Annotated in this window: 20 protein-coding genes; 12 read left to right on the top strand and 8 right to left on the bottom strand. The window is 72.4% G+C overall.

Going from position 1 to position 25,827, the window contains the following annotated elements; all coding sequences use genetic code 11:
* Positions 1–106 precede the first annotated feature (106 nt).
* The gene (locus tag LGI35_RS35215) at positions 107–1,054 is read left to right on the top strand and encodes a DUF3048 domain-containing protein (protein WP_227300660.1); all 948 of its coding nucleotides are present in this window, start codon (positions 107–109) and stop codon (positions 1,052–1,054) included.
* 49 nt (positions 1,055–1,103) lie between these two features.
* On the opposite strand, the gene LGI35_RS35210 is transcribed toward LGI35_RS35215, so the two are convergent.
* Positions 1,104–1,565, bottom strand: coding sequence for a MarR family winged helix-turn-helix transcriptional regulator (locus tag LGI35_RS35210; RefSeq protein ID WP_227298319.1), 462 nt, complete (start codon positions 1,563–1,565; stop codon positions 1,104–1,106).
* Positions 1,566–1,843: 278 nt separating this feature from the next.
* On the opposite strand from LGI35_RS35210, the gene LGI35_RS35205 reads away from it, so the two are divergent.
* The 7 genes from LGI35_RS35205 to pcaDC are packed head-to-tail and all read left to right on the top strand — an operon-like array spanning position 1,844 to position 8,309.
* Entirely contained in the window at positions 1,844–2,626 is a 783-nt protein-coding gene (locus LGI35_RS35205; RefSeq protein WP_227298318.1) for a CoA transferase subunit A, read from the top strand.
* Complete coding sequence (locus LGI35_RS35200; protein ID WP_227298317.1) at positions 2,626–3,270, top strand: CoA transferase subunit B; 645 nt, start codon at positions 2,626–2,628, stop codon at positions 3,268–3,270. The genes LGI35_RS35205 and LGI35_RS35200 overlap by 1 nt, the downstream gene beginning before the upstream one ends.
* Positions 3,267–4,469 (top strand): thiolase family protein, encoded by a 1,203-nt coding sequence (locus LGI35_RS35195; RefSeq protein ID WP_227298316.1) that lies wholly within the window; start codon positions 3,267–3,269, stop codon positions 4,467–4,469. Before LGI35_RS35200 ends, LGI35_RS35195 begins: the two co-directional genes overlap by 4 nt.
* An 18-nt stretch (positions 4,470–4,487) precedes the next feature.
* Positions 4,488–5,258, top strand: a complete 771-nt coding sequence (pcaH, locus tag LGI35_RS35190; RefSeq protein WP_227298315.1) for a protocatechuate 3,4-dioxygenase subunit beta — start codon at positions 4,488–4,490, stop codon at positions 5,256–5,258.
* Positions 5,255–5,833 carry a protocatechuate 3,4-dioxygenase subunit alpha gene (gene pcaG / locus LGI35_RS35185; protein ID WP_227298314.1) on the top strand — a complete coding sequence of 193 codons (579 nt, stop codon included), beginning with the start codon at positions 5,255–5,257 and terminating at the stop codon, positions 5,831–5,833. Before pcaH ends, pcaG begins: the two co-directional genes overlap by 4 nt.
* Positions 5,830–7,164 (top strand): 3-carboxy-cis,cis-muconate cycloisomerase, encoded by a 1,335-nt coding sequence (gene pcaB, locus LGI35_RS35180; RefSeq protein ID WP_227298313.1) that lies wholly within the window; start codon positions 5,830–5,832, stop codon positions 7,162–7,164. The genes pcaG and pcaB overlap by 4 nt, the downstream gene beginning before the upstream one ends.
* Entirely contained in the window at positions 7,161–8,309 is a 1,149-nt protein-coding gene (pcaDC, locus tag LGI35_RS35175) for a bifunctional 3-oxoadipate enol-lactonase/4-carboxymuconolactone decarboxylase PcaDC (protein WP_227298312.1), read from the top strand. Before pcaB ends, pcaDC begins: the two co-directional genes overlap by 4 nt.
* Before the next feature lie 96 nt (positions 8,310–8,405).
* Here the strand turns inward: pcaDC and LGI35_RS35170 are convergent, their stop codons facing one another.
* The gene (locus tag LGI35_RS35170; RefSeq protein ID WP_227298311.1) at positions 8,406–11,078 is read right to left on the bottom strand and encodes an ATP-binding protein; all 2,673 of its coding nucleotides are present in this window, start codon (positions 11,076–11,078) and stop codon (positions 8,406–8,408) included.
* Positions 11,079–11,252: 174 nt separating this feature from the next.
* On the opposite strand from LGI35_RS35170, the gene LGI35_RS35165 reads away from it, so the two are divergent.
* Positions 11,253–12,323: a DUF2510 domain-containing protein gene (locus LGI35_RS35165; protein WP_227298310.1), complete on the top strand. Its 1,071-nt coding sequence runs from the start codon at positions 11,253–11,255 to the stop codon at positions 12,321–12,323.
* A gap of 203 nt (positions 12,324–12,526) precedes the next feature.
* On the opposite strand, the gene LGI35_RS35160 is transcribed toward LGI35_RS35165, so the two are convergent.
* Positions 12,527–13,147, bottom strand: coding sequence for a TetR/AcrR family transcriptional regulator (locus LGI35_RS35160; protein WP_227298309.1), 621 nt, complete (start codon positions 13,145–13,147; stop codon positions 12,527–12,529).
* Positions 13,148–13,296: 149 nt separating this feature from the next.
* Here LGI35_RS35160 and LGI35_RS35155 point away from each other — a divergent pair, with 149 nt between their 5' ends.
* Both LGI35_RS35155 and LGI35_RS35150 read left to right on the top strand, forming a co-directional pair.
* On the top strand, positions 13,297–14,343 hold the full coding sequence (locus tag LGI35_RS35155; protein WP_227298308.1) for a phosphatase PAP2 family protein: 1,047 nt from the start codon (positions 13,297–13,299) through the stop codon (positions 14,341–14,343).
* A complete protein-coding gene (locus LGI35_RS35150) occupies positions 14,340–15,380 on the top strand; it encodes a DMT family protein (RefSeq protein ID WP_227298307.1) in 1,041 nt (346 codons plus the stop codon). The genes LGI35_RS35155 and LGI35_RS35150 overlap by 4 nt, the downstream gene beginning before the upstream one ends.
* Positions 15,381–15,509: 129 nt before the next feature.
* Here the strand turns inward: LGI35_RS35150 and LGI35_RS35145 are convergent, their stop codons facing one another.
* Entirely contained in the window at positions 15,510–16,100 is a 591-nt protein-coding gene (locus LGI35_RS35145) for a TetR/AcrR family transcriptional regulator (RefSeq protein WP_227298306.1), read from the bottom strand.
* 304 nt (positions 16,101–16,404) lie between these two features.
* On the opposite strand from LGI35_RS35145, the gene LGI35_RS35140 reads away from it, so the two are divergent.
* Positions 16,405–17,904: an MFS transporter gene (locus LGI35_RS35140; protein ID WP_423835744.1), complete on the top strand. Its 1,500-nt coding sequence runs from the start codon at positions 16,405–16,407 to the stop codon at positions 17,902–17,904.
* Between the two features lie 20 nt (positions 17,905–17,924).
* On the opposite strand, the gene LGI35_RS35135 is transcribed toward LGI35_RS35140, so the two are convergent.
* The 4 genes from LGI35_RS35135 to LGI35_RS35120 form a co-directional block, all read right to left on the bottom strand.
* On the bottom strand, positions 17,925–18,887 hold the full coding sequence (locus LGI35_RS35135) for an LURP-one-related family protein (protein ID WP_227298305.1): 963 nt from the start codon (positions 18,885–18,887) through the stop codon (positions 17,925–17,927).
* A gap of 133 nt (positions 18,888–19,020) precedes the next feature.
* Complete coding sequence (locus LGI35_RS35130; protein ID WP_227298304.1) at positions 19,021–21,078, bottom strand: phosphocholine-specific phospholipase C; 2,058 nt, start codon at positions 21,076–21,078, stop codon at positions 19,021–19,023.
* Positions 21,079–21,270: 192 nt separating this feature from the next.
* Positions 21,271–24,360 carry an alpha-mannosidase gene (locus LGI35_RS35125; protein WP_227298303.1) on the bottom strand — a complete coding sequence of 1,030 codons (3,090 nt, stop codon included), beginning with the start codon at positions 24,358–24,360 and terminating at the stop codon, positions 21,271–21,273.
* A 117-nt stretch (positions 24,361–24,477) separates the two neighbouring features.
* Positions 24,478–25,806, bottom strand: coding sequence for a 6-phospho-beta-glucosidase (locus LGI35_RS35120; protein WP_227298302.1), 1,329 nt, complete (start codon positions 25,804–25,806; stop codon positions 24,478–24,480).
* Between the last annotated feature and the right edge of the window lie 21 nt (positions 25,807–25,827).

The raw sequence follows: 25,827 nt of genomic DNA, 5'->3' as shown, positions 1-25,827 counted from the left end.
GTGCCGGCCGGGGCCGCCCACCGCCGAGCACTGTTTCGAACATGTTCGACCTGAGCTGATCGATCCGCCCCCGGGCGGGTATCACCCACTCGTGCGAATACGACGGATGCGGGTGACGCGTGGGCGACGGACCGTGATCGTCGCCGCGGTGCTGGCCGCCACGGCCGCCGGGTGCACCGTGGGCGACAGGCACCCGCCGGACGGCCACTCCGCGAGCCCCACCGCCGAGGGAGCCCGTGGCCCCGTCCTCGCGGTGAAGATCGACAACGTGGGTCCGGCGCGCCCGCAGACCGGTATCGGCCGGGCGGACATCGTCTACGCCGAGCAGGTGGAGAGCGGCCTCAGCCGGCTGATGGCCGTGTACGCGACCCGGCTGCCGCCCGTGGTCGGCCCGGTGCGCAGCGCCCGCGAGACCGATATCGAACTGCTGCGGCAGTTCGACCGCCCCGCGCTCGCCTTCTCCGGCGCCCAGTCGAAGCTCCTGCCGCTGATCGCCGAGGCCCCGCTCACCGCGCTTCCGCCCGGCGAGGCGCCGGCCGCGGCGTACTTCCGCGGCGGCGACAGACCGGCGCCGCACAACCTCTACCTCCGCCCCGCCAAGCTGGGCGTGACGCCGAAGGCGGGTGCGCTGGCGTCGGCCGGGGTCACGTTCGGGGCGCCCCCGGCGGGCGGGCAGGCGAAGAACACCCTCACGGTGCGCTTCCCGGCGGCGCGCTTCACTTTCACCTGGTCTACGCAGAGCGGCAGTTGGCAGGTGTCGATGGACGGCACCCGGGCGCGCACCACGGACGGCGGGCCGTTGAACGCTTCGACCGTCGTGGTCCAGTACGTGGATGTCCGCGGTTCGCGGTTCCACGACCGGTCGGGGAACACCTCACCGTTCTCCGACACCGTGGGTACGGGCAAGGCGACGGTACTGCGGGACGGGCGGGCCTACGACGTGCGGTGGGAGCGGCGTTCGGCGGCCGACGGCACCCAGTTCACGACGGCGGCCGGCGGCAAGCGCATGACGTTCGCGCCCGGACAGGTGTGGGTCCTCTTCGCCGAGCGGTGAGAGCCCCGGCCCGCACCGGGACTCCCCGGCTCGCATCGGGGCGCCGTCGTCAGGCCTTCGCGAGCGGCTCCGTCGGGTTGCGGAGCCCCTCCGCGGCGTCCGAGACGCGCTGGATCAGGTCGAAGAAGAGGGCCTGCTCGTCGGCCGAGAGCGGCGCGAGGAAGATCTGGTTCATCCGGGCCGTGCGCACGGTCAGTTTGCGGTGGACACGCGTGCCCTCGTCGGTGAGACGCAGCAGGGAGCGGCGGCCGTCCTGCGGGTCGCGCACCTTGTCGATCAGTCCGCGGCGGCTGAGGCGGCTGATGACCTCGGCGATGGTCGAGCGGTCGAGGCCGACGCGCTCGCCCACGGTGCGCTGGTCGAGGCCGGGCTCGGCGACGAGCGCGTTCAGGACGGCGAACTGCGGCGAGGTGATCTCCTCGGAGACCATCGTGTTCCACAGCAGGTAGTGCGCCTGCTGGAGGCGCCGGGCCAGGTGCCCCGGGTGGGTGGTCAGATCCACCGCGGCCATCGCGGACCTCCGGTCTGGGTCGGCAGGGCTTCCGAGTCGCGCCGCCGCGTCGTGCGGGACGTCGATCCATGGCCTGCTTTTCGAGTGTGTACTGACCAATACTCGACCATTGGGCAGCCCGTGTCGAGTCGACTCCCCCACGCCAACCGTCTCTACCCTTGGCTATTGACGGTCCGGGCAATGCGATGGCACCGTAAGCGCCAGTCACATAAATGCTCAGTGCGCTGAGTAATTCGGTGGCGAGTGATCGATCGACGTACGTGGAGAGGCTGGCTCGGATGGACAAGGTGGTGGCGACGGCCGCGGAAGCGGTCGCCGATGTGGGGGACGGGGCGTCCCTCGCGGTCGGCGGGTTCGGTCTTGTCGGCGTCCCGAACGTGCTCATCGGCGCGCTCCACGAGCGCGGCACCACGGGCCTGAGCGTGGTCTCCAACAACTGCGGGGCGATGGACTCGGGCCTGGCCGTACTGCTCGCGGCCGGGCGGATCGCCCGGGTCACCGGGTCGTACATCGGCGCCAACAAGGAGTTCGCCCGCCAGTACCTGTCCGGCGAGGTCGAGGTCGAGATGATCCCGCAGGGCACGCTCGCCGAGCGCCTGCGGGCCGGCGGCGCCGGCATCCCCGCCTTCTACACGCCCGCCGGCGTCGGCACCCAGGTCGCCGAGGGCGGACTCCCCTGGCGCTACGACGGTCAGGGCGGTGTGGCGCTGGCGTCCCCGCCCAAGGAGGTCCGCACCTTCGACGGCACGGACTACGTCCTCGAGCACGGCATCCGCACCGACTACGCCCTCGTGCGCGCCGCCAAGGGCGACCGCCACGGGAACCTCGTGTTCAACAAGTCGACCCGCAACTTCAACCCCCTCGCCGCGGCGGCCGGACGCATCACCATCGCCGAGGTGGAGGAACTCGTCGAACCCGGCGACATCGACCCCGACGCCGTGCACCTGCCCGGCATCTTCGTCCAGCGCGTCGTCGCCCTCACCCCCGAGCAGGCCACGGACAAGCAGATCGAACGGCGCACCGTCTCCGCGCCTCCGGCACGAGGAACGGTGAGCAGCTGATGGCCTGGACCCGCGAAGAGATGGCCGCACGCGCCGCACGCGAGCTGCGCGACGGCCAGTACGTCAACCTCGGCATCGGCCTGCCGACCCTCATCCCGAACCACCTGCCGCCCGGCGTCGAGGTGATCCTCGAGTCCGAGAACGGCATCCTGGGTGTCGGCCCCTACCCGGCCGACGACGAGGTCGACCCCGACCTCATCAACGCCGGCAAGGAGACCGTCACCGTCCTGCCCGGCGCCTCCTACTTCGACTCGGCGCTCTCCTTCGGCATGATCCGCGGTGGCCACATCGACGTCGCCGTGCTGGGCGCGATGCAGGTCTCCGCCCGCGGCGACCTCGCCAACTGGGCCGTCCCCGGCAAGATGATCACCGGTATCGGCGGGGCCATGGACCTCGTCCACGGCGCGCGGACGGTCATCGTCGCCATGACCCACACCGCCAAGGACGGCACGCCCAAGATCGTCGAGGACTGCACCCTGCCCCTGACCGGCAAGGCCTGCGTCAACCGCGTCATCACCGACCTCTGCGTCCTCGACGTCACCGCCGACGGGCTCGAACTCGTCGAGCTGGCCCCCGGCGTCACCGCCGACGACGTCACCGCGAGGACCGCGGCCAAGATCCGCCTCCCGGAGGAGACCCGATGAAGGACGTCTACGTCGTCGATGCCGTCCGCACGCCGGTCGGCAGGTACAACGGCTCCCTCGCCCCGGTCCGCCCGGACGATCTCGGCGCGCACGTCATCCGTGAACTGCTCGCACGGACACCGGAGTTGGACCCGGCGCTGATCGGCGACGTGTACTTCGGCAACGCGAACGGCGCGGGCGAGGAGAACCGCAACGTCGGCCGCATGGCGGGGCTCCTCGCCGGGCTGCCCACCTCCGTGCCCGGCGTCACCGTGAACCGGCTGTGCGCCTCCGGCCTCGAAGCCGTCATCCAGGCCGCGCGGGCCATCGCGCTCGGCGACGTCTCCATCGCCCTGGCCGGCGGTGTCGAGTCGATGACCCGCGCCCCCTACGTGCTGCCCAAGAGCGACCGGCCGTTCCCCGCGGGCAACGCGGAGCTGTACTCGACGACGCTGGGCTGGCGCATGGTCAACCCGCGGATGGAGCCGCAGTGGACCGTGCCGCTCGGCGAGTCGGCCGAGCTGATCGCCGACAAGCACGCGATCACGCGTGAGCAGCAGGACGCGTACGCGCTGAGCAGTCATCAGAAGGCGTCCGCCGCACAGAAGAACGGCCTGTTCGACGCCGAGATCGTGCCGGTGGCCGTCCCGCAGCGCAAGGGCGACCCGCTCGTCGTGGCGCGCGACGAATGCGTGCGCGAGAGCGCGTCGCCGGAGGCCATGGCCACGCTCAAGCCGTCGTTCCGCACAGAAAACGGCACGGTGACGGCAGGCAACGCGTCGCCGCTCAACGACGGCGCCGCAGCCCTGCTGCTCGTCGACGAGGAGGGGCTGAGGGCCACCGGCCGCGAGCCGCTCGCCCGGGTGACGGCCTCCGGGGTCGCCGCGATCGACCCGCACTACTTCGGGCTCGGCCCCGTCGAGGCGGTCCACCGCGCGCTCGCCAGGGCGGGCAAGGGCTTCGGCGACCTGACCACGCTCGAACTGAACGAGGCGTTCGCCGCCCAGGTCCTCGGCTGTGTCGCCGAGTGGCCCGAGTTCGACCCCGCGATCCTCAACCCGCGCGGCGGCGCCATCGCGATCGGCCACCCGCTCGGCGCGTCCGGCGCGCGGCTCGCCGGATCCGTCGCGCACCAGCTCAAGGCCGCCGGTTCCGGCACCGGCGTCGCCACCCTCTGCATCGGCGTCGGACAGGGCCTCGCGCTCGTCCTCGAACGCTAAAGGACTCAGGAACCCACCATGGCACTCACCCAGTCGGACATCGACGTCGAGGTCGCTGACCTCCAGAGCGCGTACGACAAGGCGCGCGCGGGCGGCGCCCCCGCCCAGCACCACCCGCCGCGCGACTACGCGCCGTACCGCAGCTCGCTGCTGCGCCACCCGAAGCAGCCGCTCGTCGCCGTGAACGGCGGTGACCCGGAGACCGTCGAGCTGTCCGGGCCCGTCTTCGGCGCCACGGACATCACCGACATCGACCAGGACCTGACGCGTCAGCACGCGGGCGAGCCGCTCGGCGAGCGCATCACCGTGTCCGGACGGCTGCTCGACAGCGACGGCCGCCCCGTGCGCGGCCAGCTCGTGGAGATCTGGCAGGCCAACGCGTCGGGCCGGTACGCGCATCTGCGCGACCAGCACCCGGCGCCGCTCGACCCCAACTTCACCGGTGTGGGACGGACCCTGACGGACGATCAGGGCCGGTACTCCTTCACCACCGTCAAGCCGGGCGCGTACCCGTGGCGCAACCACACCAACGCGTGGCGCCCCGCGCATATCCACTTCTCCCTGTTCGGCGACGCGTTCACGCAGCGGCTCGTGACGCAGATGTACTTCCCGAACGACCCGCTGTTCCGCTACGACCCGATCCTGCGGTCGGTGACGGACGAGTCGGCCCGCGACCGCCTGGTCGCGGCGTACAACCACGACCTGTCGCAGCCCGAGTTCTCCCTCGGCTACGAGTGGGACATCGTCCTCGACGGTCCCTCCGCCACCTGGATCGAGGAAGGCCGATGACCTCCGTGCCCGAGAAGCTGCTCCCCACGCCGTCGCACACCGTCGGCCCGTTCTACGGCTACGCGCTGCCCTTCCCCGAGGGCGAGCAGGTCGCGCCGAAGGGGCATCCCGACACGATCGCCCTGCACGGCCACGTGTTCGACGGCCAGGGCGACCCGGTGCCGGACGCCATCCTGGAGTTCTGGCAGGCGGGACCCGACGGCTCGCTCGCCGGGGCGCCGGGCTCGCTGCGCCGCGACACCACGACCGGCGGCTACCTCGGCCGCAACGGTACGGACTTCACCGGGTTCGGCCGGGTCGCCACGGACGCCGACGGGCACTACGCGCTCTTCACCCTGCCGCCGGGCAACGCGGGACTGCCGTACATCAGCGTGTGCGTGTTCGCGCGCGGGCTGCTGCACCACCTGTTCACCCGCGCCTACCTCGCCGACGGCGCGGACCCTCTGCTCGACGGCCTGCCGGCGGAGCGGCGCGCGACGCTGCTCGCGCAGCCGCAGGAAGACGCGCACCGCACGTACCGTTTCGACATCCGCCTTCAGGGCGAAGGCGAAACGGTCTTCCTGGAGTTCCAGTGACACACGTCGATCCCGACGCCGGGCTGCTCTCGCCCGGCCGGGCGGGTTCCCCGGCCGAGTCGGCCACCTCGGACGCGGCGGTCCTGCGCGGCCTGCTCGACGCGGAGGCCGGGCTCACCCGGGCGCAGGCCGCCCTGGGCCTGGCGCCCGCGGCCGCGGCGGACGCGGTGACGCGGGCCGCCGCGGACGAGGGGCGCTTCGACGCCCGTGACCTCGCGCTGCGCGCCCGCTCCGGGGGCAACCCGGTGATCCCGCTCGTCGCCGACCTGACGGCCGCGGTGGCCACGGAACACGCCCCGTACGTCCACCGGGGCGCCACCAGCCAGGACATCCTGGACACGGCGCTCATGCTGGTCGCGGCCCGGACGCTGGACGGGCTGCTCGGCGACCTGGCGCGCACGGAGCGTGCGCTCGGGCGGCTCGCCGCCGCACACCGGGACACCGTCATGCCGGGCCGTACGCTCACGCAGCACGCCGTGCCGACGACGTTCGGCCTGAAGGCGGCGGGCTGGCGTTCCCTCGTGCTCGACGCGCGCGACCGACTCAGCGCCGTAAGGGCTTCGCTGCCCGTCCAACTGGGCGGCGCGGCGGGCACATTGGCGGCCTTCGGCGTGTTCGGCGCCACGAACGCCGGGGAGCTGACCGAGGCGTACGCGGCCGAACTCGGCCTGGTCGCACCCGTGTTGCCCTGGCACACCCTGCGCACTCCGGTCGCCGACCTCGCGGGCGCGCTCGCGTTCACGGCCGGCGCGCTGGGCAAGCCGGCGGCGGACGTGCTCACGCTGTCCCGTACGGAGATCGGCGAGCTGGGCGAGGGTGCGGGCGGCGGTTCCTCCGCGATGCCGCACAAGGCGAACCCGGTCAGGGCCACGCTCGTCGCGGCGGCCGCCCGCCGCGCCCCCTCGCTCGCCGCCACGCTGTACGCGTCGATGGCGGCCGAGGACGAGCGCCCCGCCGGCGCCTGGCACGCGGAGTGGGAGCCGCTGCGCGACCTCCTGCGGCTCGTGGGCGGCGCGGCACGCGACGCCGCCGAGCTCGCCGAGGGGCTTCAGGTCCACGCGGACGTGATGCGTGAACACCTCTTCGCCACCCGTGGGTTGATCGTCTCGGAGCGTCTGGCCGCCGAGCTCGCGCCCCTGCTCGGGCGTACCCGCGCGAAGTCCCTGCTCACCGAGGCGGCGCGGCGCACCCGCGCCGAAGGCAGGACACTGGCCGGGATCCTGGCCGACGAGCCCGACCTCAAGGGCGTCGACCTGGCCGACCTCGCCGACCCCGTCCGTTACACCGGCTCCGCCGGAGCCCTCACCGACCGCGCTCTGGAGCGACATTGAGCACTGCATCCCCCGACCACGGCACGCTCCTTCACCACCGCGCCGAAGGCCCCGCCACCGCTCCCCCGCTCCTCCTGGGCCCCTCGCTCGGCACCTCCACCACGCTGTGGGACGCGGTCGCGCCCGAACTGTCCGTCACCCACCGGGTGGTGCGCTGGGACCTGCCGGGTCACGGCGAGTCCCCGGCCGCGCTGATCGGCCCCGGCGCGACCGTCGCCGATCTCGCCGGGCTCGTCCTGGATCTCGCCGACTCCCTCGGCATCGAGCGCTTCGCGTACGCGGGGGTGTCGCTCGGCGGCGCGGTGGGCCTGCACCTCGCGGTCCACCACCCGGAGCGGGTGACGAGCCTCGCGGTGATCTGCTCGTCGGCGCACTTCGGCGGCTCGAAGCCCTGGGAGGAACGGGCCGCGCTGGTACGCCGCGACGGGGTCGGCCCGGTCGCCGAGACCGCCGACCGGCGCTGGTTCACCCCCGGGTTCACCGTGCCGGCCCTCGTCGAGGACCACCGCACCGCCGACTCCGAGGCGTACGCGGCCTGTTGCGACGCGCTCGCCGCGTTCGACATCCGCGAGGACCTCTCCTCGATCACGGCTCCCACGCTGCTGATCGCGGGCCGCGAGGACCCGGCGACGCCGCCCGCGCATCTGCGGGAGATCGCCGACGCGGTGGCGGGTTCGTCGCTCGTCGAGATCGCGGGCGCCTCGCACCTCGCCCCCGCCCAGTGCCCCGAACCCGTGATCACGGCGCTGCGCGCCCAGCTCGGCGGGGGCGCGAAACGCGGGATGGAGGTGCGCAGGCAGGTGCTCGGCGACGCACACGTCGACCGCGCGCAGGCCCGGCAGAGCCCCTTCACTGCCCGCTTCCAGGACTTCATCTCGCGCTACGCGTGGGGCGAGATCTGGACCGACCCGACGCTGGCGCGCCGCGAACGCTCCATGATCACGATGACGGCGCTGGTGGCCCACGGCCACTACGACGAGCTGGCCATGCACGTGCGCGCCGCGCTGCGCAACGGCCTGACACCCGACGAGATCGGCGCCGTGCTGCTGCAGACCGCGGTGTACTGCGGTGTCCCCGCGGCCAATTCGGCGTTCGCCGTGGCTCAGCGGGTCCTCACCGAGGAGAGCGGCCCGGACGCGCCGTAGGCCCCGGCCGTCGGGAACCCGGGTACGCGCCGACCGCCCGTCACCTCCTGGACAGCGGTGACGGGCGGTCGGTGTACAGGCGCACCGCCGCCTCCGTCAGCGCAGGCCGCGTCCCGTGTCGAGCACCTCGCGGGCGCGGGCTGCCAGGCCGTCGGCGCCGCACGACTTGGCCAGGGTGAGGCCGCGGGTGAGTTCCGCGACCGAGCGGGCCGCGATGCCGTACTCGACGCGGGCCACCGCGTGTTCGTACGCGCAGGGTGACGCTTCGAGGTACGTGACCGACTTGGCGTACAGGGTCAGGGAGCGCTGGCCCGTCTCCAGGGCCGCCTCGCAGCGCAGGGCCTCCCCGATCGCCGTGTCCGTACCGAAGCGCTCGGCCTGGAGCCGGGCGTCGGCGGCGAGTCCCCTGGCGCGTTCGGGGTCCTCGGTGGCGAGCGCGCGGGCCAGGTCGCAGGCCCAGGGCGCCATGATCGTGTTGTGTCCGCCGCGGGCGGTGGCCGCCTTGGCCGCCGCCTCCAGCTCGTCGACGCCCTCCTTCGTGCGGCCCGCGGCGATCAGCAGGCGGCCGCGGACGGAGTGCGCGTCGGGCAGGACGATCGTGGAGGGGTAGGGCGGACCGAAGGAGTAGCGGTCCGCGATCTCCATGGCCTCGCCGGTCCGGCCGCGGGCCACGAGCGTGTCGATGAGCATGCACGCGGCGTCCCAGTGCATGGGCAGGCCGCGGCCGACTCGGTCGGCCAGGCGCAGGCTCTCGCGCAGCACGGCCTCGGCGTCGGTGAGGCGGCCGCGCCTGCGGTGGACGTAACCGACGAAGGCGTGCGCGAGCGCCAGATGGCCGCCGCTCCAGCCGGCGGTCTCGTAGGCGCGTACGGCCTCCGTGAACAGGCTCTCCGCGCGGTCGAGCCGGTCGGAGAAGAGATACGCGCTGCCGAGCATGGCGAGAAGTTCGAAGCCCCACTCGGGGTCGGTCCAGCCGAGGCCCGGCGCGAGGCGTTCGTTGACGAGGGAACGGTCGCAGAGTTCGACCACCACCTCGGCGTTCTCGCCGCGGGTCATCGCATCGAAGGCGCGCAGGACGAGCAGGACCCGCTCGGGGTTGTCCCGGCCGGTGAGGGAGCCCGCGAGCGCGGCGAGGCTGCGGGAGCGGCCCGGGGAGTCCTCCTCGCCGGCGTGGATGCCCTCCCACATGTAGCGCGTGGCCTGGAGGCGGAGGCGAGAGGGGCCCGGGTCGAGCCGGGCGGCCTCGGAGTCGATCTCGCGCAGCGCCTCTTCCAGCTGGTTGTTGTGGACGAGGGCCTGGGACAGCCGGCACACGGCGTCCACGCGCGCGTCGCCGTCGAGTCCCGGCTTGGTGCCGAGTGCCTGGCGCAGATGGCCGATGGTGACGGCGGGCGAGGTGAGGAGGGTGGCGCAGCCCAGCTCGTAGAGCAGTTCGGACCGTACGTCGGGGAGCGGGGGTTCCAGGAGCGCGCGCTCCAGACAGCGGCGCGCGGCCTCCGGGGCGCCGACCGCGAGGTGTTCACCAGCCGCCGTGCGCAGCTGCTCGACGAGTTCGGGGTCGTCGTCCGGGTGGACCTGGAGGAGATGCCGGGAGGCTGCCGCGGCGCCGTGGCCCGAGGCCGTGACAGCCCAGGCGGCCTGCCCGTGCATGGCGGTGCGGGTGGCCGCCGGGATGGAGCGGTAGACGGCGGTGGCGATCAGCGGGTGCACGAACTCCATTCCCACGGCGCCGTCTTCGTACGTCGCGTCGGTGAGGATGCGGGCGGCGCGCAGCCGCACGGCGCAGCGGCCGGCCTCGCCGGGAGTCATCCCGGCGAGCCGCGCCGCGAGGTCGTGGGCGATCCGGGTGCCGAGGATGGCGGCGGCCCAGGCGAAGCGCGTCGCGTCGGTGCCGAGGCCTTCGAGGCGGTCGATCAGACCGCGGCCGCGCGCCGACTTGTTCAGGGCGCGCAGTTCACCGGCCGAGGCTTCCGCGGGTTCGAGTTCGCTGTCCTGGACCTTGGCGAGGAGCTCCACGGTCTCGTACGGGTTGCCGCCGGTGACGGCCCACACCTCGCGGCAGAAGGGGGCGTCGGCGTGCTCGCCGAGACTGGCGCGGGTGAGGCCCGCGGTGGCGTCGGGGGTGAGGGCGCACAGGGTGGTGCGGGGCCGGGCGGCGGCGCCGACGGCTTCGAGGTGGCCGGTGGAGGCGGCGGTGGCCTCGCCGTCGCGGTGGGCGACCACGACGAGGACGGGCAGGTCGTCGAGGCGTTCGGCGAACGCGGCGAGCCAGTGGAGGGTTTCCTCGTCGGCCCACTGCGCGTCGTCGACGAGCAGGACGAGCGGCCAGTGCAGCCGGGCGAGCCGGGACACCGCCGCGACGAGTCCGTCGCGCACGCCCTGCGGGTCGGCCTGGCGGCCGCCCGGTTCGGCTATGCCGAGGGCCGGGCCCGCGATCTCGTACCAGTCGCCGAAGTACTCGCGGGCCTCCTCCTGCGAGAGCGCAATGAGGGCGGGCTGCAGCAACTGGCGTACGACGTTGAAGGGGACGGAGGTGACGGTCTCGCCGCCGCGGGCCGACCAGACCATGGCCCGTCCCGCCGCGATGCGGCGCACCTCTTCGAGGAGGGCGGTCTTGCCGATGCCCGCCTCGCCCCTGAACACGACGAGGCTGCCCGACGACGCCGCGTCCCCGCAGAGTTCGCCGAGCGCCCGCTCGACGACCGCGATCTCCTTGTCCCGCTCCCACAGGGCGGCCGAGGCGGCTCCTTCAGGCCGACTCTGCGTCATCCCGCACCCTCCCGAAGTCGCTCAATCGACGTACAGATGTTGAGAGTAGCCGTAGCCGGGGGGTTGTGGGTGGGGGTCTGCGCAGGTCTTCGCCATAAGTGGGAGGGGGCCCTTCCGGATCGGGACCCGCCCCCTCTCATGCCTCTTTCACGCACGCCTCATACTGTGGCGCCCATGACCCAGGTGACTCCCCCCGGCTGGTACCCCGATCCCGGCCAGAAGCCCGAAGGCCCCCGCACCGAACGCTGGTGGGACGGCAGTGTGTGGACGGAGCAGACCCGTGCCGCCGAGACCGGCGCCGCGCCGGGCCCGCCCGCGTACGCGCCGGCGGCTCCCGGCGCGCATCCGCAGGCGTACGGCTATCCGCAGACCTCGCAGCCGCCGGGGCAGTTCGGCCACCCCGGGTATCCGGGCTACCCCGCCTACCCGGAGCCGAAGCCGAAGCGCGGCCTCAAGATAGCCATCGCCGCCGTTGTCGCTGTGGTGGTGGTCGGCGGCATCGTCGGCGGTGTGTACGCGCTGACGTCCGGGGGCGGCGACGGCAAGAGCGACCGGGCCGACTCGTCGTCAAGTCCCTCTGCTTCTCCGGGACTTCCCCAGGCTCCGGGTGACGGTCCTGGCGGGAGCGGTGGCAATGGTGACAGCGGCGGCTCCGGCGGCTCCGGCGGGGAGAGCGGCGCTCCGCAGGCGCCGGGCTCGGGCGACGGTTTCGCCGCCGACCTCGTCAACGGGGTGTCGATGCCCGTGCTCGACGGCTGGACCGGCGGCACGACGAAGGGCGGCAACGCGGGGGTGACGACCGGCCCGTACGCCTGCCCCGGCGACACGAAGCAGCAGTGTGTGCGCGGCGGCGCGTTCTCGGCGTCGGCCGAGGCGCTGAAGCTCAAGGCGACGGGCGCGGAGGCCGCGGCCAAGGAGGACATCTCCAAGAACGCGCAGCAGTCGTACGGCGGCGCGATCTACGGAAAGATCACCTCGCACAAGGAGCTGGCCTCCGAGGCCGTCACCGTGGCCGGCCAGAAGGGCTACCTGGTGCGCTGGCAGGTCGTCACGGCCAAGGGCGACGACGGCTACGTCGAGTCGCTGGTCTTCCCCGCGCCCGCCAACCCCAAGTCGCTCGTCGTCGTCCGCTTCGGCATCGACGTGAACGACAAGGCGCCGGACGTGACGTCGATGGACAAGATCACCAAGGGCATCAAGAAGTCCGCGATCGCCGAGGGCGGCGGCAACGGGCAGGACGTGTAGGACGCGCAGGACCCGGCAGCAGGACGTGCGGGACCCCGTGAAGCACCCGGGGGCGTCACCGGGGAGAAAGCCCAAGGGCCGGGCAGGTCCCCCTCCGCTCAAGGAGGGACCAGCCCGGCCCGGGGGTGCGCGCCGCGCCCGTCCCCACGGTGCGGCGCGGGCAGACCGCCGTCCGGTCATCCCGACAGACGGCGGTCTCCCGTTCAGGGGGCTTCGTCCAGGCCGAGTGCGGGCAGCACCACGGCGTCGACGAAGCGGGTGAGGTAGTCCGCGTCCGCGTACCGGCCTTCGAGGACCGGGCGGATGCGCTGCACCCCGAGCAGTTGGGCGGCCAGGAACTCGACGGCCGGATGGTCCGCGGCGATCTCGCCGCGCGCCACGGCCCGGTCGATCATCTCCCCGAGCGCGGCAAGTTCCGGCTCGACCAGGGCCTCGCGCAGCGCCCCCTGGAGTTCCTCGTCGCTGAGGACCGCGTGACCCAGGGCCTGGACGAGCTGGGTGTCACGTCCTGCCTGCTGCGCCGCCGCGCGGGCGGCCGAGCGCAGGTCCCCCGCGAGCGTACCCGTGTCGACACTCGCGAACTTCACGCAGCGTCCCGCCCGCAGCGCGGCGGCCACGAGCTGCGGCTTCGTCTTCCACTGCCGGTAGAGCGTGGACTTGCTGCAGCACGCCTGGGCCGCGACGCCCTCCATGGTGAGCGATTCGTAGCCGTTCTCACGGAGCTGGTCGAGGACCGCGTCGTAGAACTCCCGCTCCCGCTCTGGAGTGATCTTGGAGCGGCGCGAAGTGGTCACTGATGTGCCTGCCTGCTCCTGGGACGTCATGGCTCTTCTCCTCGCGATCTTCGCTATCGATACGCCAGTGTACCGGTACGCCGGCGTTTCGGTACACTGGCGTATCGATGAGCGCGGTTCACGCCGTGCTCACCTCCGCATCACCGCACCACCCAGTCGTCATGAAAAGGGGCCGGGGGATGAATTCCCTTACCGAGCCTGCCGAACCGGAGCCGGACACAGCCGGCCGCGAGACGGACGCCGTCGGCCACCAGCCGGACGTCGTCGCCCGCCCGCCCCTGGTCCGGGAGCTCCTGCTGGTCGTCGGACTGTTCCTCGTCTACAAGTTCGGCAGGCAATTGGCCAATGGCCACACCGGCGAGGCGTTCCACAACGCGCACCGCGTGTGGGACCTCGAACGCGCCGTCCATCTGCCGGGCGAGGGCGCGGTCCAGCATGTGCTGCTGCACAGCGAAGACCTCGTACACATCGCGAACACGTACTACGCGACGGTGCACTTCCCGGCGACTGCTGCCTTTCTGACCTGGCTGTATCTGCGCAGGCCCCGGCACTACATATGGGCGCGCCGGGTGCTGGCCGCCCTCACCGCCGCGGCCCTTGTGCTGCATCTCACCTTCCCGCTGGCGCCGCCCCGGATGCTGGCCGCCGCGCACCTCGTGGACACCGGGCAGGTGTACGGGCCGACCGTCTACGGCGCGACGCCGCAGACCGACTCGATGGCGAACCAGTTCGCCGCGATGCCGTCCCTGCACTTCGGCTGGGCCCTGATGGTCGCCGTCGGCCTCATCGCCGCGACCCGCTCCCGGCTGCGCTGGCTGTGGCTGCTGCACCCGGCGCTCACCCTGCTCGTCGTCGTCGGCACGGCGAATCACTACTGGCTGGACGCGATCGTGGCGACGGCCCTCCTGGGGATCGCGCTCGCCGTGATCCGGCTGCCCGGCACCACACCGGCCGCGAAGCCCGGACAGTCCATCGGCCGGCGCCTGCTCCCCGCCCCGCGGCCCGCGGCCTCGCTCATGGCGACGGCCGAGACCATGGGCGCGGCGCTGCCCGCCCCGTGGACCCCGGCACACCAGCGCGGCGGATCCCTCTCCGCGTCCGAAGTGCTCGCACACATCCCGGTGTCGGTGACCGCGGGCTCGTCGTCCGCCGTCGCCGCGCCGCTCACGCCGGGAGCGGCGGGTCCGGGCCGCATGGCCCTCACGGCGACGGGAGCACACCGGTGAACGCCACCCTCCTCGCCGTCGCGCTCTCCCTCGTCTCGGCGGTCGCCTACGCGGCTGCCGCCGTCGCCCAGGAGCGCCTCGCGTCACGCACCGCGGGGACCGACTCCGGCATCCTGCGCCTGCTCGGCACCGGAGCCTGGTGGGGGTCGGTCCTGCTCAACGCGTCCGCCGCACTGCTGCACGTGGCGGCCCTCAAGTACGGCCCCCTGACCCTCGTACAGCCGCTGGGAGCGCTGACGCTCGTCGCGGCGGTGCCGCTCGGGGCGCGCATGGCCGGGCGGCGCGTCCTGTCCGTCGAATGGCGCGGCACCGCGCTCACGCTCGCCGGACTCGGCGCGCTCCTGCTCACGGCCTCGGGCCCGGCCCCCGAGGACACGCTCAGCCTCGGCGAGGCGCTCGCCGTCGCCGGTGCGACGGCCGCGCTGATCGGCCTGCTGTCGCGGCGCGGCGCGAAGCCGGGACTGCGGCACGCGACGGCCTCCGGTCTCGCCTCGGGCATCGCCTCGGCGCTCGCCCAGACCGTGACCGTCGCGGTCACCGACCGGACGGGGCCGCTGCTCAGCGTCAAGGTCGTCGTCGTGGCGCTGCTGATCGCGGCGTTCGCCGCGGGCGGCCTGCTCCTGTCGCAGGTCGCCTACCGCGGTGGCCTCGGCGCCCCGCTCGCGATGGTCACCCTCTCCAACCCGGTGGCCGCGGCGATCATCGGCGTCACGCTGCTCGGCGAGCGGCTCCAGGGCGGGGTCACGGGGATCCTGCTCGCGGCGGCGGGGGCCACGCTCGCGGCCCGTGGGGTCCTGCTCCTCACGCGTACGTCGCCGGAGACACGGGAGACTCCGGAGACCCGACCGGAACCGTCGCTCATCGCGGCGGAACGGCGGCCCGAGCTGCCGTCCCGGGCGACGGAGACGGGACCGATCGCGCCCCTGCCGGACCTTCAGGGTCTTCCCCCGATGCCCGTACTGCCCGGCACGGTGGTCATCCTGCCGTCGATCCCGACGCAGCCGGAGCCGACACCGGGCGCGCTCCAGGCATCCTGAGCGCGATCCCTTCACGGGTTCCGCGTGACGAGTTCCCCATCACAGGTTCCGCGCGACGAGTTCCCCATCACGGGTTCCGCGTGACGAGATCCCCATCACGGGTCCCCGCCACGAGTTCCGCGTTCCGCGTCACGGCTTGCCGGGCGCGGGGCGCGTCCTCATCCCGTCGAGCGTGATCCCGAAGACCCGGTCGCGCTGCTCGGTGTCCACGTAGGCCGCGCCGGTGACGCCCGAGATCAGACGCAGCAGGTCGTCGAACGACATGTCCGAGCGGACCACCCCGGCGGCCTGCGCGCGCAGCAGCAGCGGTTCGCCCGCGCCGAGCATGGCGCGGCGGCAGGCGACGAAGATGTCGGACTCCCCGCTGAGGGCGTCCCTGATGGCGCGCTTCGTGACGGTGTAGTCCACGAAGCGGCGCAGCCAGGTGACGAGCCCGTCCCACGGCGGGGCGTCCGCGAGGTCGTCGGCGAGCCGGCACAGGGCGTCGACCTCTTCGGCGTAGACCGTCTCGAAGAGGTGCCTGCGCGTGGGGAAGTTGCGGTACAGGGTGCCGATGCCGACACCGGCCTGGCGGGCGATGTCCTCGAGCGACGCCTCCGCACCCTTCTCGGCGAACGCGTCGCGGGCCGCGGCCAGGAGCGCGTCGAAGTTGCGGCGCGCGTCCGCGCGGCGCGGGCGCTGTGCCGCGACGATCCCGCCGACGAGTTCCCTGTCCGTCATGGGTGCCACTCCCGGGGTGAGGCAGCGCGGGCTGCCGAGGTTGTACCGGAGGCTTCCCTCCGCTATCGTCATCCAAGTCGAGGGGTGCCTCCACTTTAACAGTCGATGCACCCGGCGCCCCGCCGCACCGTGCTGCGGGCAGACCGGCCGAAACGGCCGGATCCCACATCCTCCCAGCTCGTGCGCGCCCGCAGGCCGCGGCCCTCGCCGCAGGTCATGCCGGTGCGCCCGGCCACCTTCCGTTCAGAGAGACACCGCCTTGAACCGGAATCGCACGCCCTCTCGTCGCACGACCAGGAACCCTTTGCCCGGGAATCCCACGTCCGGGATCCCCCTGGCGCCGAACCCGGCGCCCAGAAGCTCCAACCGCCTCACCTTCGCCGTCCTCGCAACCGGTGCCGGCGTCTTCTCGATGATGCAGTCGCTGGTCGCCCCGGCCCTGCCCACCGTCCAGCACGCGCTGCACACCAGCCAGGCCACCTCGACCTGGGTGATGACCGCCTACCTGCTGTCCGCATCGATCTTCACGCCCATACTCGGCCGGGTCGGCGACCTCGTCGGCAAGAAGCGCACCATGGTCGCGGCGCTCGTCGCGCTGACCGTGGGCTGTCTGCTCGCGGCCCTCGCCCCCAGCATCACCTTGCTCATCGTCGCCCGTGTCGTCCAAGGCATCGGCGGCGCACTCTTCCCGCTGTCGTTCGGCATCATCCGCGACGAGTTCCCCGGCCACCGGGTGAGCCCCAGCATCAGTAACCTGTCCGCCGTCATCGCGGCGGGCGGCGGTGTGGGCATGGTCGCGGCCGGACCGATCGTGGGCGCGCTCGACTACCGCTGGCTGTTCTGGCTGCCCGCGGCCGTCGTCGCGGTGACGGCGCTGATCGCGTACCGCTACGTGCCCGAGTCGCCGACGCGCGGCACGGGACGCGTGAACTGGCTCGGCTCCGTGCTGCTCTCCGGCTGGCTCGTCGCCCTGCTGCTGCCCATCAGCCAGGCCACGTCCTGGGGCTGGGCATCGATCAAGGTCGTCGGCCTGCTGGCCGCCGCCGTGATCCTCTTCGCCGCGTGGGTGCTGTCCGAGGCCCGCTCCGCGAGCCCGCTGATCGACCTGCGCGTCATGCGGCTGCCCGCCGTGTGGACCACGAACACGGCCGCACTGCTCTTCGGCGCGGGGATGTACGCGGTGTGGTCGTTCCTGCCCGGCTTCGCCCAGACACCCTCGTCCGCCGGATACGGCTTCGGGGCGAGCGTGACGGGTGCGGGGCTCCTGATGCTGCCGATGCTCGTGGCGATGTTCCTCGCCGGAGTGCTCAGCGGCCGGCTCGAACCCGTCGTGGGGGCGAAGGCGTTGCTCACCACCGGCGCCACGCTCGGCGCGGTCTCCTGCGCGATGCTCGCCGCCTGGCACACCGAGCCGTGGCAAGTCGCCCTCGCCGCAGGCGTGTTCGGGCTCGGCATCGGGCTCGCGTTCGCGTCCATGGCGAACCTGATCGTGCAGAACGTCCCGGCGGCGCAGACCGGCGCGGCCACCGGCATGAACGCCAACATCCGCACCATCGGCGGCTCGATCGGCGCCGCCGTGATGAGCATCCTGGTCACGGGGCACCTCCAGGCGTCGGGACTCCCCTACGCTTCCGGGTACACCCACGGCTTCACGCTGCTCGCGGCGCTGTGCCTCGCCGCCGCGCTCGCGGCACTGCTGGTCCCGGCCGCGCGCCGGGCGGGCGGACCGCGCGTCCCGGCCTCGCACGGGACGACGGCCGGGGCGGACGAGCAGGTGGGCCTGGAGCAGCCGATGTCACGGTGAACCGGCGGGCGCCGGCCCGGTCAGCCGAAGCCGCGCGCGTCCTGCTTGAGGGCGGTGTCCACGGTGAGGGCGGTCGCCACGACGAGGCTCAGGAGCGGCTCGGGCAGCTGGTAGTGGATCTGGAGAACGTAGTTGTCCGCGGTCGTGAACATCGTCTTGGCGAGTCCCTCCCACGTCTTCGTGATGCGGGCGACCTCGTTGTCGGCGTGGTCGACGATCGAGAAGTTCCAGGCCCGCCAGTTCTCGGCCTTGATGGCGCCGATCTGCTGGCCGTTCACGTTGATCGCGAAGTTGATCTTGCCGATCATGTTCTGCTGGACGATCTCGCCGACCGGCGAGCCGTCCGGACGCTCCACGACGACACGCGACTTCATGAACTTCGCGGGCCGGGTCATGACGAGCTGCGGCTGCCCGTACGCGTCACGGATCTCCAGCTTGTGGGTCATGAACTGGTCGAGGCTGGAGACGAAGCGCGCGACCTTCTTGAGCGTGCTCTGGCCGACCTGGACGACGGAGCCGATCTGGCCGCCGTTCTGATCCATGACGGTGTACTCGTTCGTCAGCTCGATCAGCTTGGCCTTCTGGTTCACCACCAGGACCGGCTCGGTGAAGAGGCTGCCGCCGCCCTGCGCGGTGGGCGCGACACCGGCCTGGTGCTGCACCTGGCGCTGCACCTTGGCGGGGTCGACGTAACTCTGTTGCTGCTGCGGGGCCTGCTGCCCGTACGGACCGGCGGCTTGCTGCTGGTGCTGCACAGGCTGCTGGTGCTGCTGCGGCTGCTGAGGGGCGAACTGGCCCTGGGCCGCCTGCTGCACGGGCTGCTGCTGAGGCTGCTGCGCCTGGTGCGGGACCTGCTGGCCGGCGGGCTGCTGCACAGGACTGGTGTGCTCGGTCCACTGCGCACCGTCCCACCACCGCAGGGTCTGGGGCGCGCCCTGGGGGTCCGGGTACCAGCCTGCAGGGGTGTTCGATTGCGTCGTCACCCGGGCACACTATCGCGCCATCCTGTGGCGGTACCCAGTGCGGACAGATGTGACGTACGCCGCCGCCCGAACCGGTACGGAACGGGCGGCGGCGCGGATTTCGAGTGCGTTCGGGTTCGAAGCGCCTACGGGGTCAGACCGCGAGGATCCCCGGGTCGCTCACGCCGGCCTGTCCGTTCTCGACATGGCCCGCGAGGCGACGCAGGTACGTGGCGTCGCTGTCGGCGGTCACCTTCAGGTCGTACCAGCGCTTGGTCGCGCGCAGGTCGACGGTCTGCGTGACGGTGGCACCGGCCCGCACGGTGTACGTCTGCGGCGTTCCGCCGTAGGCGTTGGTGACGGTGAGGTGGACGTCGGCGCCGGTGGGGTTCGTCAGCGTGAGCTTGAGGTTGCCCGTGCTCGCGTCGTGGCGGGCCGTGAGTCCGGGCTCGGCGACGGTGTTGGTGCCCTTGAAGGCGCGCAGGAATCCGTTCGGGCCGTGCACCGTGAGGTCGTACTTCCCGGCGGAGTAGGTGGAGTTCCAGGCGTCCGAGATCGACTTGCCGGCCTCGGTGGAGTACGTCCAGGGGCCGTCGGTCCGGTTGAGGGACCTGACCTGGAAGGCCGCGCCCGCGGAGGGGCCGCCGCTGAACGTGAGCTGGAACTTGCCGGTCGACGGCGTGGAGACCCCGTCGACATACGGCGCGTACGGCAGCGGCCGCGCGGGCCGGGAGCCCGACTCCTGCTTGGGCAGCACGGGCGTGGCCGGCGGCTTCGGCACGTAGCTGGAGTGGCGGTCGTGGTCCGGCGGCACGTACCCGGCGGTGCTGGGCAGTTGCGCCGGTGCCGGGTTCGTGAGGGAGAAGTCGAACGCGGAGGAGAGGTCGCCGCAGATCGCGCGGCGCCACGGCGAGATGTTGGTCTCCTTGACGCCGAAGCGCTTCTCCATGAACCGCAGGATCGAGGTGTGGTCGAGCGTCTCGGAGCAGACGTAGCCGCCCGTGGACCACGGCGAGACGACGATCATGGGGACGCGCTGGCCGAGGCCGTAGGGGCCCGCCGCGTAGCCCGCGTTGCCCTTGAAGTAGTCGAGCGTGGTGTCGGCGGTGGACAGGCCCTGGTTCGCGGAGGCGGGGGCGTAGGGCGGCACGACGTGGTCGAAGTAGCCGTCGTTCTCGTCGTACGTGATGAACAGAGCCGTCCTGCTCCACACGTCCGGGTTGGACGTGAGCGCGTCGAGCACCTGCGAGATGTACCAAGCCCCGTAGTTCGCGGGCCAGTTGGGGTGCTCGGAGAAGGCCTCGGGCGCGGCGATCCAGGAGATCTTCGGGAGCTTCCCGGCCTTGACGTCGGCCTTCAGGACGTCGAAGTAGCCGTCGCCCGCCTTGGCGTTCGTGCCGGTGCGGGCCTTGTCGTAGAGGGGGTCGCCCGGCTTGGCGTTGCGGTAGGTGTTGAAGTAGAGGAGCGAGTTGTCGCCGTAGTTGCCGCGGTAGGCGTCGTCGATCCAGCCCCAGCTCCCGGCGGCGTCGAGGCCGTCGCCGATGTCCTGGTAGACCTTCCAGGAGACCCCGGCCTTCTCCAGGCGCTCGGCGTACGTGGTCCAGCCGTAACCCGCCTCCTGGTTGCCGAGGACGGGCCCGCCACCGGTGCCGTCGTTGCCGACGTGGCCCGACAGCATGTAGTAGCGGTTGGGGTCGGTGGCCCCCATGAACGAGCAGTGGTAGTCGTCGCACACCGTGAACTTGTCGGCGAGCGCGTAGTGGAACGGGATGTCCTGGCGCGTCAGGTACGCCATCGTGCCGGTGCCCTTGGCGGCGATCCAGTTGTCGTACTTGCCGTTGTTGAAGGCGCTGTGGCCGCCGGCCCAGTCGTGGTCGAGGCCCGCGATGAACTGCATGCCGAGGTCCGCCGCCTCGGGATGGTAGGGCAGGACCTCCTTGCCGCCGCTCGCCTGGTTCCATACGGGCTTGCCGCTGGGGAGCGTGACCGGTCGCGGGTCTCCGAAGCCGCGGACGCCCTTCATCGTGCCGAAGTAGTGGTCGAAGGACCGGTTCTCCTGCATCAGGACGACGATGTGCTCGATGTCCTGGACGGTTCCCTTGACGCGGGCGGCCGGGATGGCCGCGGCGCGGTCGATGCTGTTCGACAGGGCGGTGAAGCCCGCGGTCGCGCCCGCTATCTGCAGGAAACGCCGCCGGTTGAGTTCAGGCATGGGTGTGGGGCCTCTTGGGTGTGTGGGGACAGAAGCGAGCAGAGTGTTCCAAGAGGACCGGCCAGAGGGGAAGGGGTGATGACACTTGCATGAAAACTCGCCGTATGCGTCAGAAACAATCACCCACGCGCCGAGGCCGCGATCGGCGGGGAGGACCGAACGGATTCCAACCGGTCCTCCCCGCCGCCTGCTTCAGCCCCGCTCGCCCACAGCGAGCCGCAGCGTCACGATCTGGAACGGCCGAAGCGCCACCCGCACCGCGTCACCGCCGTCCGCCGACTGCCGTACCTGGTCCGGCTGTTCGGTGAGCGGCCGCTCCAGGAGGTCGGTGACCTGGACGCCGGCGAGCGGGAAGCCCGTGCGCAGCGTGCCCGCCGCCCGGCCGCCGAGCGACTCGTAGAGCCGTACGACGACATCGCCCGAGCCGTCGTCGGCGAGCTTCACCGCCTCCACCGTCAGACCGTCGCCGTCCACCGACACCACCGGGTCGAAGGCACCACCCGAACCGGCCACGCGCAGCGGCAGGTTGAGCGCGTACCCCTCGGCCACGGCGTCGGCGATGCTCGCGCCGGGCAGCAGGGAGTAAGTGAAGCGGTGCGCGCCCTGGTCCGCCTCCGGGTCGGGGACGCGCGGGGCGCGCACCAGGGAGAGGCGGACCGTGGTGGTCGTGCCGCCGTCGTCGCGGGTCGTGCGCGAGACGTCGTGGCCGTACGTGGAGTCGTTGAGGACCGCGACGCCGTAGCCGGGTTCACCGATGTGGACCCAGCGGTGGCCGTACACCTCGAAGCGGGCCGCCTCCCAGCTGGTGTTGGTGTGCGTGGGGCGCTTGACGTGGCCGAACTGGATCTCGGCGCTGGAGTGGTCGGCGCGGACGTCGACGGGGAACGCGGCCTTGAGGATCTTCTCGGTCTCGTGCCAGTCGATCTCGGTCTCGACGTCGACGCGCTTGCTGTCCGCGCGCAGGGTCACGGTCTGCGTGATGCGGGAGCCCTTGCCGAAGGCGCGCTCCACGCGCACGGCGGCACGCAGCGGCCCCTCCTCGGTCAGCGTCACGGACTCGGCGTCGAGGAGGTCCCGGTAGTGGTTCTTGTAGTGCTTGTCGATGTCCCAGGCGTCCCAGTAGTTGGGCAGGTCGCTGTGGAGGCGGAGCAGGTTGCCCGGACCGGCGAGGACCTCGCGTTCCGCGGTCAGGTCGTACACGGAGGCCAGCGTCCCGTCGGGGCCGATGACGACGCGCACGAGCCCGTTGTCGAGGGTGCGGCCCTCCGTGACGGTGACGGGGTGGTCGGGGGCGGTGGGGACGAGGGGCGCCGACCCGCCTGCGGGCACGTGGGTGCGGGCCGGCTCACCGGCCGGGGTGCGGATCACTTCGGTACGGGGGTACGGGCTGGTGTTGAAGACGTGCGGCACGCTCTCCCCGAGCGCGCCCTCGCCCAGCGCGGCGACTGCTTCCGCGGTGAGCCCTTCGAGTTCGCCCGCCACACGCGCGTACTCCGCCTCGGCCTCCCGGTGCACCCAGGCGATGGACGACCCGGGCAGGATGTCGTGGAACTGGTGCAGGAGCACCGTCTTCCACAGCCGGTCCAGCCTCTCGTACGGGTACGCGTACCCCGGCGCGCGCAGGGCCGCGGTCGTCGCCCACAACTCGGCCTCGCGCAGCCGGTGTTCGCTGCGGCGGTTGCCCTGCTTGGTGCGGGCCTGCGAGGTGTAGGTGGCGCGGTGCAGTTCCAGATAGAGCTCCCCCGACCACACCTGGTCCTTGGGGATCTCCTTGCTCGCCTGCGCGAAGAAGGCGTCCGGGTGCTCGACCCTGACCTTCGCGGAGCCCTCCAGGTCCGCGAGCCGGCGGGCGCGCTCCAGCATCTCGCGGGTGGGGCCGCCGCCGCCGTCGCCGTGTCCGAAGGGCGCCAGCGAGCGGGTGCCGCGTCCCTTGTCCTGGTAGTTGCGGACGGCGTGCGCCATCTCCTTGCCGGAGAACTCGACGTTGTAGGTGTCGACCGGCGGGAAGTGGGTGAAGATCCGCGTGCCGTCGATGCCCTCCCACCAGAAGGAGTGGTGGGGCAGCTTGTTGGTCTGGTTCCAGGACAGCTTCTGCGTGAGGAACCACTCGTTTCCGGCGAGCCTCGCGAGCTGCGGGTACGCGGCGTTGTAGCCGAACGAGTCGGGCAGCCACACGCCCTTGGTCTCGACGCCGAAGTGCTCGATGAAGAAGCGCTTGCCGTGGACGAGCTGGCGGGCGATGGCCTCGCCGCCGGGCAGGTTGCCGTCGGACTCGACCCACATCCCGCCGACGGGCGCCCACTGGCCCTTGGCGACGGCCTCCTTGATGCGGTCCCACACGTGCGGGTAGTTGTCCTTGACCCACTCGTACTGCTGGGCCTGCGAGCAGGCGAAGACGAACTCGTCGTACTCGTCGGCGAGCGCCGTCACGTTCGAGAAGGTGCGGGAGGTCTTGCGTTTGGTCTCGCGGATCGGCCACAGCCAGGCCGAGTCGATGTGCGCGTGGCCGACGGCGGACAGGGTGTGGGCGCCGGCGTGCGCGGGCTTCGCGAGGGCGGGGGCGAGGACGGCGCGGGCTGCGGAGGCCGTGCCGGAGACGTCGTCGAGGTCGAGGCTGTCGAGCGCCGCTTCGAGGGTGTGCGCGATCTCGTGGCGGCGTGGCTCGTGTTCGCTCAGTTCCAGCATCAGCTCGCGCAGGACCTGGAGGTCGAGCGAGAGGTGGAAGACGCCCTCGTCGAGGACCGCGAGGTCGGCGCTCCTGAAGATGTAGAGCGGCTCGTCGCCCGCCGTTCGCGGGTCGCCGAGCGCGGTGGGGTGCGCGAAGCGGTCGGCGAGGATGTCCGGGTTGGAGGCGGCCTCGATGAGGTACTCGACCTCTTCGCCGCCCTGGGCGGGGCGGGCCACCGGCACGTACTGGTTCTGCGGGTTGACGGCCTTGAGGGGGCGGCCGTCGGGGAGGTGGACGAGGGCTTCCGCCTGGTTGCCGGGCCACTCGTTGACGAAACCGAGGTCGAAGACGGCCTCGACGCGGCGGCCCGCCCACTCGGCGGGGACGGTGCCGTGCGCCGTGAACCAGGTGGTGCCCCAGGGCGGCCCCCACGGGGTGCCGACGCCGAACGGCTTGTACGCGGCCGCTTTCGCCTCGGCGAAGGTGACGGGCTCGCCGGGCGCGTGCCAGGCCTGGAGGGCGAGCGGGACCCTGGCGCTGTGGACGGCGGGCTTGACGCGCTGGTCGTGGACGCGGGCGACGCGCTGCTCGATACGGCGGAGTTCGTCGTGCATACCTGCTCCTCTGCTAGGGCCTCTCGTTCGGGGTGTCCGGCGGATCACGGCCGGGGGCGCGACGCCTGGCACGGCACCTCGCCGCGACCTACCCGACCCGGAGCCGCGGGACACCCCCTAGCGGGTCAGGTAGGCGAGGCCGGGGTGGGCTGCCGTGTATCCCTCCAGGAGGCGGCGGGCCACGGTCACGGAGTCGACGAGGGGATGCAGGGCGAACGCCTTGACGGCGGTGGCGCGTGAGCCGCCCTCCGCCGCTGCGAGCACCTCACGCTCGACGGCCTTGACGGAGGAGACGAGGCCCGTGGCATGGCCGGGCAGCGGCGCCACGCTCACGGGGTGGGCGCCGTTGGCGTCGACGAGGCAGGGGATCTCGACGACGGCGTCGTCGTCGAGGGACGGCAGGGCGCCACGCCCGCGCACGTTGAGGATCAGCGTCGCGCGCTCGTCGCGGGCGATGGCGCGCATCAGGGCGAGCGCCACCTTCTCGTAGCCGCCCGACTCCTCCAGGTCCGCGGCGTCCCGCTCACCCGCGCCGGACGCCTCGCGGTTGTGCGCCATGTACGTGGCCTCGCGCTCGGCCCGGGTGCGCTCCCAACTGGCGTACGACGGGTCGGAGTAGAAGGCGGCCTGCTGGTCGAGCAGGAACGCGCCGCGGGTGCGTTCGGCCTCCTGGTAGGCGTGCACCGTCTCGCGGTTGAAGTAGTAGTAGTGCAGGTACTCGTTGGGGATCGCGCCGAGGGAGCGGAGCCAGTCCGTGCCGAAGAGGCGGCCCTCCTCGAAGGAGCCGAGCAGCTTCTCGTCGGCGAGCAGGCGGGGCAGCTCGTCGCGGCCGTTCACCCTGAGTCCGCGCAGCCAGCCGAGGTGGTTGAGGCCGACGTAGTCGATCCAGGCCTCGCCCGGGTCGGCGCCGAGGACGCGCGCCACGCGGCGACCGAGTCCGACGGGCGAGTCGCAGATGCCGATGACGCGGTCACCGAGGTGCCGCGACATGGCCTCGGTGACCAGGCCGGCCGGGTTGGTGAAGTTGATGACCCAGGCGTCGGGGGCGAGTTGTTTCACGCGGCGCGCGATGTCGACGGCGACGGGCACGGTCCGCAGGCCGTACGCGATGCCGCCGGCGCCGACCGTCTCCTGGCCGAGCACCCCCTCGGCGAGGGCGACCCGCTCGTCCGCCGCGCGGCCCGCGAGGCCGCCGACGCGGATCGCGGAGAAGACGAAGTCGGCGCCGCGCAGCGCCTCGTCGAGGTCGGTGGTGGCGTGCACGGCGGGCGCGTCGGGGACGCCGGTGGCTTGTTCCGCCAGTACGCCGGTGACGGCCCGCAGCCGGTCCGGGTCGGTGTCGTGCAGCGTGACCTCGGTGACCCGGCCTTCGGCGTGGTCGCCGAGCAGCGCTCCGTACACCAAGGGCACTCGAAATCCGCCACCGCCGAGAATCGTCAGCCTCATGCGCCGATCGTAGGGCAGCCT

This window comes from Streptomyces longhuiensis, assembly GCF_020616555.1.
Taxonomy (GTDB): domain Bacteria; phylum Actinomycetota; class Actinomycetes; order Streptomycetales; family Streptomycetaceae; genus Streptomyces; species Streptomyces longhuiensis.
Note: the sequence above shows the minus strand (reverse complement) of the source record. Positions and strands in the feature narration are given on the sequence as shown.

What these genes read in the sequence shown, in the direction of transcription:
- LGI35_RS35210 (WP_227298319.1), bottom strand. Translation starts at nt 1,565, where the DNA reads ATGGCCGCGGTGGATCTGACCACCCACCCGGGGCACCTGGCCCGGCGC.
- LGI35_RS35195 (WP_227298316.1), top strand. Translation starts at nt 3,267, where the DNA reads ATGAAGGACGTCTACGTCGTCGATGCCGTCCGCACGCCGGTCGGCAGG.
- pcaH (WP_227298315.1), top strand. Translation starts at nt 4,488, where the DNA reads ATGGCACTCACCCAGTCGGACATCGACGTCGAGGTCGCTGACCTCCAG.
- LGI35_RS35170 (WP_227298311.1), bottom strand. Translation starts at nt 11,078, where the DNA reads ATGACGCAGAGTCGGCCTGAAGGAGCCGCCTCGGCCGCCCTGTGGGAG.
- LGI35_RS35145 (WP_227298306.1), bottom strand. Translation starts at nt 16,100, where the DNA reads ATGACGGACAGGGAACTCGTCGGCGGGATCGTCGCGGCACAGCGCCCG.
- LGI35_RS35205 (WP_227298318.1), top strand. Translation starts at nt 1,844, where the DNA reads ATGGACAAGGTGGTGGCGACGGCCGCGGAAGCGGTCGCCGATGTGGGG.
- LGI35_RS35155 (WP_227298308.1), top strand. Translation starts at nt 13,297, where the DNA reads ATGAATTCCCTTACCGAGCCTGCCGAACCGGAGCCGGACACAGCCGGC.
- LGI35_RS35215 (WP_227300660.1), top strand. Translation starts at nt 107, where the DNA reads ATGCGGGTGACGCGTGGGCGACGGACCGTGATCGTCGCCGCGGTGCTG.
- LGI35_RS35165 (WP_227298310.1), top strand. Translation starts at nt 11,253, where the DNA reads ATGACCCAGGTGACTCCCCCCGGCTGGTACCCCGATCCCGGCCAGAAG.
- LGI35_RS35120 (WP_227298302.1), bottom strand. Translation starts at nt 25,806, where the DNA reads ATGAGGCTGACGATTCTCGGCGGTGGCGGATTTCGAGTGCCCTTGGTG.
- LGI35_RS35125 (WP_227298303.1), bottom strand. Translation starts at nt 24,360, where the DNA reads ATGCACGACGAACTCCGCCGTATCGAGCAGCGCGTCGCCCGCGTCCAC.
- LGI35_RS35160 (WP_227298309.1), bottom strand. Translation starts at nt 13,147, where the DNA reads ATGACGTCCCAGGAGCAGGCAGGCACATCAGTGACCACTTCGCGCCGC.
- LGI35_RS35200 (WP_227298317.1), top strand. Translation starts at nt 2,626, where the DNA reads ATGGCCTGGACCCGCGAAGAGATGGCCGCACGCGCCGCACGCGAGCTG.
- LGI35_RS35130 (WP_227298304.1), bottom strand. Translation starts at nt 21,078, where the DNA reads ATGCCTGAACTCAACCGGCGGCGTTTCCTGCAGATAGCGGGCGCGACC.
- pcaG (WP_227298314.1), top strand. Translation starts at nt 5,255, where the DNA reads ATGACCTCCGTGCCCGAGAAGCTGCTCCCCACGCCGTCGCACACCGTC.